Source organism: Streptomyces sp. NPDC058239 (assembly GCF_042882185.1).
Lineage (GTDB): Bacteria > Actinomycetota > Actinomycetes > Streptomycetales > Streptomycetaceae > Streptomyces.
This window is the reverse complement of sequence record NZ_JBHVWS010000002.1, coordinates 375,115-388,677: the sequence shown is the minus strand read 5'-3', so window position 1 is coordinate 388,677 and position 13,563 is coordinate 375,115. Positions and strand designations below refer to the sequence as shown.

Genomic DNA, 13,563 nt, shown 5'->3' with positions numbered 1-13,563 from the left:
AGAACGGCGGTGGCCCCCGCCCCCAGCTCTCGGGGGCGGGGGCCACGGGCGGGCCGGCAGGTCGTCAGGACGTTGTGAGCGGGAGGATCGCGGTCGGTGCGTGGGACGGGTCCGTCGCGATGTCCTCGAACTCGTTGACGGACGCGATATCCGTACCGCTCATCGCGATGTTCGTCACGCGCTCCAGGATCGCCTCGACCACCACCGGGACCCGGAACTCCGCAGCCAGCTTCTTCGCCTCCTCGAAGGCCGGCAGCAGCTGTTCCGGCTCGGTGACGCGGATCGCCTTGCAGCCCAGGCCCTCGACGACCTTGACGTGATCGACGCCGTAGACGCCGATCTCCGGCGAGTTGAGGTTCTCGAACTCCAGGTTGACCTGGAAGTCGATGTCGAAGTTGCGCTGCGCCTGGCGGATCAGCCCCAGGTAGGAGTTGTTCACCAGGACATGGACGTACGGGATGCGGTGCTGCGCACCGACGGCCAGTTCCTCCAGCATGAACTGGAAGTCGTAGTCGCCGGAGAGCGCGACGACGGAGCCGTCCGGGTCGGCCGTGGCGACGCCCAGCGCGGCCGGGATGGTCCAGCCGAGCGGGCCCGCCTGGCCGCAGTTGATCCAGTGGCGCGGCCGGTAGACGTGCAGCATCTGCGCACCGGCGATCTGGGAGAGCCCGATCGTGGTGACGTACCGGGTCTCGGGGCCGAAGGCCCGGTTCATCTCCTCGTACACCCGCTGCGGCTTGAGCGGCACGTTGTCGAAGTGCGTACGGCGCTGCAGCGTGGCCCGGCGTTCCTGGGTGGACGCGGCCCACTGCGAGCGGTCCTTGAGCTCTCCGGCCGCCTTCAGCTCGCGCGCCACCTCGACGAACAGTTCCAGCGCGGCCCCGGCGTCGGAGGCGATACCGAGGTCGGGGGCGAAGATCTTGCCGAGCTGGGTGGGCTCGATGTCCACGTGGACGAAGGTGCGGCCCCGGGTGTAGACGTCCAGCTTGCCGGTGTGGCGGTTGGCCCAGCGGTTGCCGATGCCGAGGACGAAGTCGGACTCCAGGAAGTTCGCGTTGCCGTAGCGGTGCGAGGTCTGCAGGCCGACCATGCCCGCGTTCAGCGCGTGGTCGTCGGCGATGATGCCCCAGCCCATCAGGGTCGGAACGACCGGAACGCCTGTCAACTCGGCGAATTCCACCAGGAGTTCTGACGCGTCGGCGTTGATGATGCCGCCCCCCGCGACGAGCAGCGGGCGCTCGGAGGCGTTCAGCATCTCCAGGGCTCGCTCGATCTGCTTGCGGGTCGCGGCGGGCTTGTGCGCCGGCAGCGGCTCGTACAGGTCCGGGTCGAACTCGATCTCCGTGAGCTGGACATCGATGGGCAGATCGATGAGGACGGGGCCGGGGCGGCCGGTGCGCATCAGGTGGAAGGCCTGCTGGACCACACCCGGGACCTGGGCGGCTTCGAGGACGGTCGTCGCGGCCTTGGTGACGGGCGCCGCGATCGAGGCGATGTCGACCGCCTGGAAGTCCTCCTTGTGGAGCACGGCGGTCGGGGCCTGCCCGGTGATGCAGAGGATCGGGACGGAGTCGGCGATGGCGGAGTAGAGGCCGGTGATCATGTCGGTGCCGGCCGGTCCCGACGTACCGATGCAGACGCCGATGTTCCCCGGGCGTGCCCGGGTGTAGCCCTCCGCCATGTGGGAGGCGCCCTCGACATGGCGGGCGAGCGTGTGATGAACCCCGCCGGAGGCCTTGAGGGCCGCGTAGAAGGGGTTGATCGCCGCGCCCGGCACACCGAACGCATTGCTGACGCCTTCGCGCTTGAGGATCTCAACTGCCGCTCGGGCAGCGGTCATTCGAGGCATTGAGTGCTCCTGCTCGGACCTGGTGGAGTCGGGCTCTGTCGCGCCACCTGAGAGCACCAATTCCGCATTAATTCCGCATTGCGGAAACTTGATTCTGTTATACGGAAATCAATCTAAAGTGCGACCGGGCGACCGTCAAGAGAGCGGGCACGGGGCGGCCGGTGTGCGCACCCGTCCACGAAGTACGCCAAGTCACTCCCCAGGACCTCGCTGTTGGTGGACCATGGGGATACGGAGCGGAGTCGGCCCGCATCGGTCGGCGCAGGCGCACTTCGGTGCGCCGAGGTGACCCGTCGCCGGGGCGCGCAACCGGGGCCGGAGGGAGTTCATGGTGGAGTCGGTGCCGGTACGCTGCCCGGCCTGCCGCCGCGACCACACGTACAGCACGCCGGTCTATCCCTGCCCGTGCGGCGCGCCGACCGCCCCGCCCGTGCTGCGCGGCGCCCCGGTCGTACCGATCACGCACCGCACCTGGAACGACGACTGGGTGACGGTGCGCTGTCGCACCTGCGGGCGCCACGACCAGTGGCCGCAGCCGGAGCTGTGCTGCCCGTGCGGGACGGTGCTGCGGATACCGGTCCGGCCCGTGACGGAAACCGGCAGCACCCCCGGACCCGCCCACGGGGCCCGGCCCGACCGGCCGTCCCACATTCCGCTGCCGCGTACGGCGCCGCCGCCCCGGCCGGCGTTCCAGCCCCTGCCGATCCGTACCGCACACGATGCGGTCGCGAGCGCCGCCCTGTATCTGAAGTGGCTGGGCTACCACGATGTCGTACAGCCTGCGGAGCGCTCCCCCGCGCGGATCGATCTGCGGGCCACCGGGCTGATCGCCCAGGTCGACGCGGTCTCCCGGCCGACCGTCCTGCGCGACGTCGAGTGCCTCTGGCTGAACGCACTCAGCGCATCGGTCACGAGCGTGTTCTTCTCGCTCACGGGATACGCGCAGGACGCCGAAGCGCGCGCGGACGGCCTCGGCATCCCGCTCTTCGTCATGGACCGCACGGGAACGCCGCAGCCGGTCAACAGCCCCGCGGACGATCTGATCAGCACCGGCGCCTGAGCCCGGGGCGCCATACTGGCCGTATGCGTATCCGTACCGCCCGCCGCTCCGATCTTCCGCTGCTTCAGGACATCGAGCGCGCCGCCGGCGAACCGTTCCGCGCGCTCGGCATGTCGGCCATCGCGGACGACGATCCCCCGCCGCTCGGACTGCTGGACGACTACCGCCGGGCCGGCCGCGCCTGGGTGGCCGCCGACACCGGGGACCACCCGGTCGGCTACCTGATCGCCGACCCGGTCGACTGCGCGGCCCACATCGAACAGGTCTCCGTCCATCCGTCCGCCGCACGACGCGGCCTGGGCCGCACCCTCATCGACCACCTCACCGGGTGGGCGCACGAACGGCAGCTGGGCGCGCTGACGCTGACGACCTTCTCCCACGTCCCGTGGAACGCGCCGTACTACGCCCGCCTCGGCTTCCGCACGCTGAGCGAGGCCGAACTCACCGACGGACTGAGGAAGATCAGGGCGGAGGAGGCGGAACACGGCCTGGACCGCTGGCCGAGGGTCTGCATGCGGCGCGAGATCCCGCGCGCCGGGCACGACCCGCACCTCAGCGGAACCGACCGACGACAGTGAGTGCAATCGGTCACGTTCGGACCGAGGGCCACAAATGTTCGGTCGGTTGTCAGTGCCGGGCCTTAAGGTAGGGAACATGGCTTTAACTCCACGGCACACACCACCTGTCGACCCGCCGCACACGACCCGACCGACGTCCCCGTCCGCCGCCGAGGCGAACGAGGCGATACGGGCCCTGGTGGACGCGCGCGCCGGACAGGACTGGTCCTCCGTGGAGTCCGCCGCCTACGAAGTGCTGCTGATCGAATGGGCGGCCGCGACCCGGGGCGTTGCCGGCGACATCATCGAGGCCGCCTGACAACGCCCGGGGCGATCCTGTCCTACTGCCCGTAGCCCTCACGCAGTTCGATCTTCCGGACCTTCCCGCTGACCGTCATCGGGAAGGTCTCCAGGATCTGCAGCCGCCGCGGGATCTTGTAGTGCGCCAGCTGTTCACGGCAGTAGCCCGTCACCTCTTCCAGGGTCGGCGGGTTCGCCGGGTCCCTCGGGATGACGCAGGCCAGGATCTCTTCGCCGTAGGCGTCGTCCGGTACGCCCACCACCTGCACATCCGCGATCTTCGGGTGGCTGTGGAGGAACTCCTCGATCTCCCGCGGATATACGTTCTCACCACCACGGATGATCATGTCCTTGATCCGGCCGACGATCTGTACGTAGCCGTCCTCCCGCATCACCGCGAGGTCCCCGGTGTGCATCCAGCGGCCCGCGTCGATCGCCTCCGCGGTGCGCTCGGGCTGCTCCCAGTAGCCGAGCATCACGCTGTAGCCGCGGGTGCAGAGTTCGCCCGCCGCACCGCGCTCCAGGGTCACGCCGGTCACCGGGTCGACGACCTTGACCTCGATGTGCGGCATGACGCGGCCGACGGTGCCGGTGCGGCGCTCCAGGTCGTCGTCGCGGCGGGTCTGGGTGGAGACCGGCGAGGTCTCCGTCATGCCGTAACAGATGGACACCTCGTCCATGTGCATCTCGGCGACGACCCGCTTCATCACCTCGACCGGGCAGGGCGATCCGGCCATGATGCCGGTGCGCAGCGAGGAGAGGTCGTACGAGGCGAAGTCGGGGAGGTTCAGCTCCGCGATGAACATGGTGGGGACGCCGTAGAGCGAGGTGCAGCGCTCCTGTTGAACGGCGGCGAGCACGGCGGCCGCCTCGAAGGCGGGGCCCGGGATCACGATGCAGGCACCGTGCGAGGTGATGCCGAGGTTGCCCATGACCATGCCGAAGCAGTGGTAGAAGGGGACGGGCAGACAGACCCGGTCCTGTTCGGTGTAGGCGACCAGCTCCCCCACAAAATAGCCGTTGTTGAGGATGTTGTGGTGGGAGAGGGTGGCCCCCTTGGGGAAGCCGGTGGTGCCGGAGGTGTACTGGATGTTGATCGGGTCGTCGCAGGACAACTCGGCTTCCCTGGCCGCAAGTTGCCCGGCGGTCACGGATCCGGACACGGCCGTCAGCTCGTCCCAGGACGGGTCACCGATGTAGTGCACGGCGCGCAGGTCGGGGCAGCCGCCGCGGACCTGGTCGACCAGGGCGCGGTAGTCACTGGCGCGGTGCGAGAGCGAGGAGACCAGGAGCGAGATCCCGGCCTGCTTCAGCACGTACCCAAGCTCGTGCGCCCGGTAGGCCGGGTTGATGTTGACCATGACGGCGCCGATGCGGGCGGTGGCGTACTGCACGAGCACCCACTCGGGGCAGTTGATCGCCCAGATCCCGACCCGGTCCCCCTTTGCCACCCCGGACGTCATCAGCGCACGCGCCAATTCGTCGACCGCCGCGCCGAATTCGGTGTACGTCCAGCGTCGCCCCGACGTGACGTCGACGAGCGCCTCGCGCTCACCGAACGCCTCGATGGAGCGGTCGAGATTGCGTCCGATGGTGTCGCCGAGCAGCGCCGTGGTGCCGGTGCCGTGCGCGTAGGACAGCACGCTCATCGCAGATCCCCCTCGTCGTACTCGGTGCCGGTGCCCCGGGCCGTGCGCTCGCGCAGCTCGATGCGGCGGATCTTGCCGGAGACGGTCTTGGGCAGCTCGGCGAACTCCAGCCGCCGGACCCGCTTGTACGGGGCGAGGACCGCCCGGGAGTGCTCGAACAGCACCTTCGCCGTGTCCGGACCGGGCTCCCAGCCCTCCGCGAGCACGATGTACGCCTTCGGCACCGCGAGCCGTACCGGATCGGGGGCCGGGACGACGGCGGCCTCGGCGACCGCCTCGTGCTCCAGCAGGGCGCTCTCCAGCTCGAACGGCGAGATCTTGTAGTCGGATGCCTTGAAGACGTCGTCGGCGCGGCCGACATAGGTGATGTAGCCGTCCTCGTCGCGGGAGCCGATGTCACCGGTGCGGTAGTAACCGCCCGCCATGGCCTCGGCGGTCCGGTCCGGGTCGCCGTGGTAGCCGGTCATCAGACCCACCGGACGGTCCGACAGATCGAGGGAGATCTCGCCCTCGGCCGCGCCGGGCTCACCCGTGACCGGGTCGAGGAGCTCGACCTTGAAGCCGGGGCTGGGCCGGCCCATCGACCCGGCCTTCAGCAGCTGGCCCGGGGTGTTGGCGACCTGTACGGCGGTCTCTGTCTGGCCGAATCCGTCCCGGATGGTGACGCCCCAGGTGCGCCGCACCGTCTCGATGACCTCCGGGTTCAGCGGCTCACCGGCCGCGACGACCTCGCGCGGCGGGGTCTTCAGCTGGGAGAGGTCGGCCTGGATCAGCATCCGCCAGACGGTGGGCGGGGCGCAGAAGCTGGTGACTTCCGAGCGGTCCATCTCGGCCATCAGCCGGCCCGCGTCGAAGCGGGTGTAGTTGAAGATGAAGACGGTCGCCTCGGCGCTCCAGGGCGCGAAGAGATTCGACCAGGCGTGCTTGGCCCAGCCGGGCGAGGAGATATTGAGGTGGACGTCCCCGGGCTTGAGGCCGATCCAGTACATCGTCGACAAGTGGCCCACGGGATAGGAGACATGGGTGTGCTCGACGAGCTTGGGGCTGGCGGTCGTACCGGAGGTGAAGTAGAGCATCAGCGGTTCGTCGGCGTCGGTCTCCCGGTCCGCCCCGAAGGTCTCCGGCTGATCGTCGGCGCCGGTGTACGACAGCCAGCCGGGCACGTCGGCGCCGACCGAGATCCGGGTGTAGTCGCCCGGCACCTCGTCGAACTTGGCGGTGTCGGTGTCCCGTACCAGGATGTGCCGGACATGGCCGCGCTCCATCCGGTCACGCAGATCGACCGGGCCGAGGAGCGGGGTGGCGGGGATGACGACGGCGCGCAGCTTCATCGCGGCCAGCGCCGTCTCCCACAGCTCGACCTGGTTGCCGAGCATGACGAGGATGCGGTCCCCGGCCCGTACCCCCTGGGCGCGAAGCCAGTTCGCGGTCTGGTTGGAGCGGGCGGACATCCGGGCGAAGGACACCTCGGTGCGGCCGCCGTCCTCCTCCACGATGTGCAGGGCGGTGCGGTCGTTGTGCTCGGCGATGGCATCGAACCAGTCGAGCGCCCAGTTGAAATGGTCGGTCCGGGGCCAGCGGAAGCCCTCGTAGGCCGCGTGGTAGTCCTCGCGGTGCTGCAGCAGAAAGTCCCGGGCGGCCCGGAACGTTTCCGTCGCGCTGGTTGCCGACATGTGCCCTCCTCATTGCGGACCGGACCGGTCACTTAACATCATGTAAACAGTGACCCAGGTCTCACCACCCCCGAACGGGGGTAGGCTGCCGAGCCTCCGGAGCCGGGCAGAGGGGCGTCAATGTGCCGGAATCCGTCGATGCGGTCGAGATGCAGGCAGCGCTGCTGCGGCTGCGCCGGACAAGTGGGCTGCCCGTGGCCTTCGGCGGGCTGCTCTCGGATGCCCGGCATGCCCGGATCGTCGAGCTGAACGGGGCGCAGACCGCTGCCCTGCGCGGTCTTGTCATCTCGGCCGGCAGCGGGCTCGGTGGCAAGTCGATCGCCCTGTCCCGGCCCTGCGCGGTGACCGACTACCACTCCTCGCGTCACATCAGCCACGAGTACGACATGGCGGTGGCGGCGGAGGGCCTGCGCTCGGTGGTCGCGGTGCCCGTCGTCGTACGACGCAAGGTACGCGGTGTGCTGTACGGGGCGCTGCGCGAGCCGGTCTCGCTCGGGGACCGTACGTTCGACGCGGCGGTCGCCGCCGCCCGCGATGTGGAACAGGCCCTGGTCGTACGGGACGAGGTGCAGCAGCTCCTGGCCGTGACCCGGGAACAGGTCACGGACCCGAGGGCCGCGCCGGAGGCATGGGAGGACGTCCGCGAGGCCCATCGTGAACTGCGTGCCCTGGTGCCGAAGGTCGCAGACCCGGCGCTGCGCGAGGAGTTGCTCTCGGTGTGCGGGCGGCTCGCCTCGGCGGCCGGTACCCGCGCGCCGCAGCCCTGCGGGGTGCACCTGGCGCCGCGCGAGGTGGATGTGCTGGCCTGTGTGGCGGCGGGGACGACGAACGCCGGGGCGGCACAACGGCTGGGGCTGCGCCCGGAGACGGTGAAGGGGTATCTGCGTTCGGCGATGCGCAAGCTGGGTGCGCACACACGTCTGGAGGCCGTGGTGGCGGCGCGGCGGGCGGGGCTGCTGCCGTAGCGCTACGGCGGGAGCTCACCGTTCGAAGTCGACGAACGTCGTGAACCGGATGTCGTATCCGTTCGCGTCGGTGCCCGCCGTCGCCATGGTGCGGAGCATCCGTACGGCCTCTTCCGCGACGGCGTCGCGGTCGGCCCGGCTCAGCCTGCCGAGCGGTTGCACGGTGAGTGACCTCGCACCGCACCCCGTGCCGGCCCCGGTGCCGAGCCGCCAGATCGCCGCGAGAAATCCGTCGACCAGCACCGTGCCGTACGCCTGATTGCCGTTCCCGTTGCGCCCCCGGTACTGCGGCGGGATGAGGCGCGTACGGTCCGCGTGGCCGAGCAGCACATTGTCGAACTCGGGCAGGAAACGCGGCGGGGCGGGGGTGTCCTCGTCGGGGCGTGGGGCGTCCGGCAGGTCGAAGAGTTCGACGCCGTTCTCGTCCCGGAAGGTGATGAGCTGCGGCCGCAGCCGTTCGAAGACCTCTCGCAGCCGGGTCAGTCCGGCCCACGTCTGCATGTCCTGCACGGAGGCGGGTCCGAAGGCTCCGAGATAGCGCAGCACGGTGGCGTCAGGTGCGGGGACCGGTGCCGACGGGCTGCCGAGCCAGTGTTCGGCGGTGGTCAGAGCTACCTGGCCGCTCCTTCCCCAGACCCCACGCGGGGTGACCTGTACCAGCGGCAGCAGACAGCGGGCGGCCACACCCAGTGCCTGCGGGTCGGCGTGGGGCCACTCGGTGAGCAACGCCTCGCGGATCTCCTTGGGGGTGCGGGGCCGCTCCTCGACGAATTGCCTGCCGACCGCCCCGAGCCTGCCCAGGTCCACCCCGGCGAGCCCCTTGCGGAACGTCCTGAGCTCCCGGTCGCGCGCCGCCTGGACGAGCGGGCGCAGGGTGAGCGCGTCGGCGGCCGTGTGCAGGTGGATGGTGGAGCGCATGGTGACGATACGGACCACCTCGCGGGACTCCATCAGCCCGGCGAGCTCGGCCGGGTCGAAGCCGTCGAGGCGGGCGTGGAGCTGGTAGTACGGCGGCTTGGTGTTCTGTGCCTGGAGGCCGACCAGATGCCCGACCGCCTCCTTTGCGGACATCGCGGTCCGGCGCAGCAACATCTGACGCTCCAGCGTGGCGCGGCCCAGCGTGCGCGGGGAGAGCACGGCGGGTGCTGCGGGGTTCCTCTTCGCGGCCATGGATGGCACGCTACGCGGACTTGCGGACAACTTCGGTCCTCATCGGGTTGCCTGCTCCGATCCGCACGCCCGCCATGCCGCCGCCCCGCAGGACCCCGGATCGTGGGCCCGCCACCCGCATCATGGGTTGGTGATCAGTGTCCTGTTCGCCATCCTGACCGCGATCAGCAACGGCGCGGCCTCCGTTCTCCAACGCCGCGCCGCCCGCACCGTGCCCGACAGCGAGGCGATGCGTCTGTCGCTGATCAGGCATCTGCTGCGCCGGAGGGTGTGGCTCGCCGGGATCGGCCTGGTGATCGTCGCGGCCGTCTGCCAGGCCGTGGCACTGGCCACCGGGCCGATCGCCCTGGTCCAGCCGATCTTTGTGATCGAACTGCCGGCCACACTGCTGATGGCCGGGTTCGTTCTGCGGGTCCGTATCCCCCGGCAGATCTGGTACGCGGTGGCGGCCGTGACGCTGGGACTGGCCCTCGGCATGGCCTCCGCGGCCCCGGGCGGCGGCAGCACGTCCGTGCGGGGAGCGGCCTGGATCACGGCGCTGATCGTGACCGGAATCTTCGAGGCCGCACTGATCGGCGCGGCCCTGAGCACGCGAGGCAACCCCCGGGGCGCACTGCTCGGTCTCGCCGCCGCATGCGGGTATGCCCTCACGGCCGCACTCATGAAGGACGCCATGGCACGGCTCGAAGGGGGCGGCGGAGCGGTGGCGCTCTTGACGTCCTGGCAGCTGTACGCCACCGCCGCGGCCGGAGTGGGCGCGCTGTTCCTCCTCCAGAACGCCCTCCAGGCGGGCATGCTGGTCGCCGTCCAGCCGCCGCTGACCCTCGGTGACGCGCTGATCAGCGTCCTGTACGGGGTGACATTGTTCGGCGAGGAACTGCGCACCGGGTGGTGGGTGCTGCCCGAACTGGTCGCGCTCGCCCTGATCACGGCGGGCTGCATCGAGCTGGCCCGCTCCCCGCTGGCGTCCGGAACCGCGCCCCCGCCCGCACGCAAGCTCAGGTGAGCCCGCCGCCGCCCCGCCGAAGGCACTCGCCCCGGTCGGGGGCGATTCCCCGCCACGGGGTCGCGCCGCCGGGCCGCACAGGGCTATTCTCCGGTCGAGCCATGTGTGGCAAACGGGCAAGGGGCCCGGTTCTTTCTTGGGGGTTGGTGTGGTTTCTGGTCGCGTGGTGCGGTTCGACGGCGCACGGGGATATGGCTTCATCTCACCCGATCACGGCGGTGAGGATGTGTTTCTCCATGTGAATGACATGTTGATCCCCGAGTCCTATGTGCACACGGGTACGGCGGTCGAGTTCGAGATCGAGGACGGTGACCGCGGGCTGAAGGCCTCGTCCGTCCGGCTCGCCGAGGGTCCCGACGGGAAGCCGCTGACCCCTCCGAGGCTCGCCTCGGTCGGTGTTTCCGGGTCGGCGGACGACGACACCTTGTGCGATGTGCTCAGTGCTGCCGAGTACACCAAGGAGGTGACCGACGTGCTGCTGGAGTCGGCACCCTCGCTGACGGGAGCTCAGATCCTGCAGGTCCGGAGCGGGCTGCTGCAGTTCGCCAAGAACCACGGCTGGACCGAGGGCTGACGGGGCGGCGCGGCACCGGCCCGCCTTCCTGTGATGCCGGGGCCCGTCCGGTCATGATCTGCCGGACGGGCCCCGGCTCATTCACGCGCTCGGCTCCCGCACGACCAGTGGGGTGCCAAGCACCTGGTGTCCGCCGCTGGCCAGCATGCGCACCTCTCCCCGGTCGCTGATCTCCGCGCGCACGATTCCGGTCTCGTCCTCGTAGATCGGGTATCCACCCGCCCCCGACTGCGCCGTACGCCGGACGATCACCGTGTCGTCCTCCACGGCGGACGACTGAAATACCAACTGGTAGCTCTCCGGGTAATCCATGGCGGCTCTCCCGATACGGATGGGGCGGGGGCATGCTCCGCCTGCACCTTCCATCGTCCCTCGGACCGGTCTGCCGCGCCCGGGCAGCGGCCCACGGCTGCGGGCTCATACCCAGGCCACTTATCCTGAACCCATACGGGCGGTTCGACGGCACTCGGGCGCTTACCGAATACATGCCCCCTTTCTTCCGAGTCGCGTGCGCGGCATGCACGACCGGGACCCCGAAACCGGGAAGGGACACACCATGAAGGATGCCGACATGGGAGACGATGTCTACCAGCCCCAACAGCCTGAGGCCTCCGACCCCGCCGAGCAGCTCGACATCGAGGACACCCTGGACAACCGGGGGCTGACCGACCTTCTCGACGAGGGCTACTCCCCGCCCGAGCGACCGTGGGCGGTGGAGGATCTGGGCACCACGGCCGCCGAACAGCACAGTGGCGAGCCGCTGGAGGGCCGCCTGGCAAGGGAACTGCCCGATGTCACCGAAGCCGACGGCGACGACCTGGGAGATCTGTCCGACGGTGACGGCGAACTCTGGGACGCGGAGGTCGGTACGGTACGCGCCGGCCGACTGACCCGGCAGCTGGACATCAACGAGCCGGACACCCTGGCGGCCGAGGACGTCGGGATCGACGGAGCGGCAGCATCGGCCGAGGAAGCCGCCATGCATGTAGTCCCGGACAGCCTGGGGTGAGGAGGCGCTTCTTCCCCTTGCACCGACGCCAGGAATGCATCGGCGGGAATACATTGACGCCAGGAGTTCATTACTTCCTCTCTGCCGCGATGTGACATCTCACCGGCGGCGCTCCGACCATGACCTCGGAGGTAATCGACGCCTTCCGCGCCATCGGACATCGTGTTCCTCACGAGCACACGGGAGCCCGGCCCCAGGGGCCGGACGCGAGGAGAGGACAGCACGATGACCGCATACGAGGACGCCGTTCAGCGCTACTTCGTCGCCTGGAACGCGGCCACCCCCGAGGACCTGGAGAAGGCCGTGGCGGCCGCCTTCACCGAGAGCGCCACCTACACCGACCCGCTGGCCGACGTGCGCGGCCACGAAGAGCTCACGGCCACGATCAACGGGGCCCATCAGCAGTTCCCCGGTTTCGAGTTCCAGCTGACCGGTACCCCGGACGGGCACCACGACATCGTGCGCTTCAGCTGGGACCTGGTCTCCACCGCCGACGGCTCGGCGCCTGTCGCCGGGTCGGACGTACTCACACTCGCCGACGACGGACGCATCACTTCGGTCAGCGGCTTCCTCGACCGGGTACCCGGGGCCTGAGCCGAGAGCAGGCGACAGCCGTCATGTGAGCTCCGCCGGTCCGGTGCCGGGACGGCCGTCGCCGCGGTCGACGGTCTCGAACAGCCGGCCGGCGGGGCTCGGGGGGCCGCAGAGCGTTCCGCCGTACCGGCGAAAGGTGCGGTGACCGCGGCCGCCGGCGAGCCGGCCGGTCGATCGCCGCACAGTCAGGTGCTCGCGCCTGCGCCTGCCGCGTTGCCCGCGCATTGCGCTGCCGCGGCGGGCGTCCGGCGCCGCCCCGGAGCCGGCGCCGGACCGCCTGGCGTCATGCCGGCTCGTCGAGGAACTTCCCGCCCTCCAGGAGGGTCTTGAGCGACGAGAGGATCACGACCCAGCCGCCGCTGACGCCCTCCAGCATCTTGCTGTCCGGGCTGTCGAACCCGTCGTGGGTGATCGTCAGCTTGATGCCCATCTCGGGCTCTTCGGCCGGCTCGATGTCGAAGGCGACCTCGGACCGCTCCTGGACGGCCCTGTCCCACTCCTCGTCCGAGGCGAAGTCGAACATCTGGCGGTGCATGGGCTGCAGGGTGTGCCAGGTGTAGGAGAGCCGCTTGCCGGGCTCCGCCTCCAGGACCCGCTGACCGACCTCCTCGAACTCGCCGTCCGGGTCCATCTTCCAGCGGACCGGCGCGCCGGCCTCCCAGGTCGACTCGGGACCGTAACCGCCCATGTAGATCTCGATGGATTCGGGGTCGGTCAACGCCCGGTAGAGCTTCTCGGCGGTGGTCTGGATGTAGATGACATAGACGAACTCGGGCTTGTCCATGGCCGTTCCTTCCAGGGTCTGTTCGAGTCGGGACAGCGCGGTCGGGCGGTGGCGTTCATACCGGCCGATCCAGCGGTCGGCGAACTCCTGGATCGGCACCGGGTTGAGGTGGTGCAGCTTCTCCCGGCCCTGGCGCACGACGGTGACCAGCAGCGCCGACTCCAGCACCGCCAGGTGTTTGCTCACCGCCTGCCGGCTCATGCCCAGGCCCTCACCCAGCTCGCGCAGGGTCTGGCCGCCCCGGGCGTTGAGCCGGTCGAGCAGTTCCCTGCGGCTCGGATCGGCGAGCGCCTTGAATATCGGGTCCATCGCCGCCATCACGGTCACCATCGCCTGTTCGTGTCCTCGGCCCCTTTGCAGCATAGGCAACCTT

Annotated in this window: 14 protein-coding genes; 8 read left to right on the top strand and 6 right to left on the bottom strand. The window is 69.9% G+C overall.

Going from position 1 to position 13,563, the window contains the following annotated elements; genetic code table 11:
* Window positions 1-64: 64 nt before the first annotated feature.
* Entirely contained in the window at window positions 65-1,840 is a 1,776-nt protein-coding gene (gene gcl / locus ACFVYE_RS04300) for a glyoxylate carboligase (protein WP_389603992.1), read from the bottom strand.
* Window positions 1,841-2,180: 340 nt separating this feature from the next.
* On the opposite strand from gcl, the gene ACFVYE_RS04295 reads away from it, so the two are divergent.
* The 3 genes from ACFVYE_RS04295 to ACFVYE_RS04285 all read left to right on the top strand — a co-directional run bounded on the left by ACFVYE_RS04295 (window position 2,181) and on the right by ACFVYE_RS04285 (window position 3,785).
* Window positions 2,181-2,909 carry a hypothetical protein gene (locus ACFVYE_RS04295; RefSeq protein WP_383976337.1) on the top strand — a complete coding sequence of 243 codons (729 nt, stop codon included), beginning with the start codon at window positions 2,181-2,183 and terminating at the stop codon, window positions 2,907-2,909.
* Window positions 2,910-2,932: 23 nt separating this feature from the next.
* The gene (locus ACFVYE_RS04290) at window positions 2,933-3,487 is read left to right on the top strand and encodes a GNAT family N-acetyltransferase (protein WP_383976316.1); all 555 of its coding nucleotides are present in this window, start codon (window positions 2,933-2,935) and stop codon (window positions 3,485-3,487) included.
* 76 nt (window positions 3,488-3,563) lie between these two features.
* The gene (locus ACFVYE_RS04285) at window positions 3,564-3,785 is read left to right on the top strand and encodes a hypothetical protein (protein WP_383976318.1); all 222 of its coding nucleotides are present in this window, start codon (window positions 3,564-3,566) and stop codon (window positions 3,783-3,785) included.
* Window positions 3,786-3,807: 22 nt separating this feature from the next.
* Here ACFVYE_RS04285 and ACFVYE_RS04280 read toward each other — a convergent pair whose 3' ends face one another.
* Complete coding sequence (locus ACFVYE_RS04280; protein ID WP_389603989.1) at window positions 3,808-5,415, bottom strand: AMP-binding protein; 1,608 nt, start codon at window positions 5,413-5,415, stop codon at window positions 3,808-3,810.
* Entirely contained in the window at window positions 5,412-7,088 is a 1,677-nt protein-coding gene (locus ACFVYE_RS04275) for an AMP-binding protein (RefSeq protein WP_389603987.1), read from the bottom strand. The genes ACFVYE_RS04280 and ACFVYE_RS04275 overlap by 4 nt, the downstream gene beginning before the upstream one ends.
* A gap of 122 nt (window positions 7,089-7,210) precedes the next feature.
* On the opposite strand from ACFVYE_RS04275, the gene ACFVYE_RS04270 reads away from it, so the two are divergent.
* A complete protein-coding gene (locus ACFVYE_RS04270; protein WP_383976324.1) occupies window positions 7,211-8,053 on the top strand; it encodes a response regulator transcription factor in 843 nt (280 codons plus the stop codon).
* A gap of 15 nt (window positions 8,054-8,068) precedes the next feature.
* On the opposite strand, the gene ACFVYE_RS04265 is transcribed toward ACFVYE_RS04270, so the two are convergent.
* Window positions 8,069-9,223 carry a winged helix DNA-binding domain-containing protein gene (locus ACFVYE_RS04265; protein ID WP_383976326.1) on the bottom strand — a complete coding sequence of 385 codons (1,155 nt, stop codon included), beginning with the start codon at window positions 9,221-9,223 and terminating at the stop codon, window positions 8,069-8,071.
* A gap of 130 nt (window positions 9,224-9,353) precedes the next feature.
* Here ACFVYE_RS04265 and ACFVYE_RS04260 point away from each other — a divergent pair, with 130 nt between their 5' ends.
* A complete protein-coding gene (locus tag ACFVYE_RS04260) occupies window positions 9,354-10,229 on the top strand; it encodes a DMT family transporter (protein WP_383976328.1) in 876 nt (291 codons plus the stop codon).
* Between the two features lie 148 nt (window positions 10,230-10,377).
* Window positions 10,378-10,803, top strand: a complete 426-nt coding sequence (locus ACFVYE_RS04255; RefSeq protein WP_383976330.1) for a cold-shock protein — start codon at window positions 10,378-10,380, stop codon at window positions 10,801-10,803.
* Window positions 10,804-10,884: 81 nt separating this feature from the next.
* On the opposite strand, the gene ACFVYE_RS04250 is transcribed toward ACFVYE_RS04255, so the two are convergent.
* Window positions 10,885-11,115, bottom strand: coding sequence for a DUF6296 family protein (locus tag ACFVYE_RS04250; RefSeq protein ID WP_383080002.1), 231 nt, complete (start codon window positions 11,113-11,115; stop codon window positions 10,885-10,887).
* A 244-nt stretch (window positions 11,116-11,359) separates the two neighbouring features.
* On the opposite strand from ACFVYE_RS04250, the gene ACFVYE_RS04245 reads away from it, so the two are divergent.
* Together ACFVYE_RS04245 and ACFVYE_RS04240 are read left to right on the top strand one after the other, a co-directional pair.
* Entirely contained in the window at window positions 11,360-11,812 is a 453-nt protein-coding gene (locus tag ACFVYE_RS04245; RefSeq protein ID WP_383976333.1) for a DUF5709 domain-containing protein, read from the top strand.
* Between the two features lie 225 nt (window positions 11,813-12,037).
* Window positions 12,038-12,406, top strand: a complete 369-nt coding sequence (locus ACFVYE_RS04240) for a nuclear transport factor 2 family protein (RefSeq protein ID WP_383976335.1) — start codon at window positions 12,038-12,040, stop codon at window positions 12,404-12,406.
* A gap of 283 nt (window positions 12,407-12,689) precedes the next feature.
* On the opposite strand, the gene ACFVYE_RS04235 is transcribed toward ACFVYE_RS04240, so the two are convergent.
* On the bottom strand, window positions 12,690-13,499 hold the full coding sequence (locus tag ACFVYE_RS04235) for an ArsR/SmtB family transcription factor (RefSeq protein ID WP_383977601.1): 810 nt from the start codon (window positions 13,497-13,499) through the stop codon (window positions 12,690-12,692).
* Window positions 13,500-13,563 lie beyond the last annotated feature (64 nt).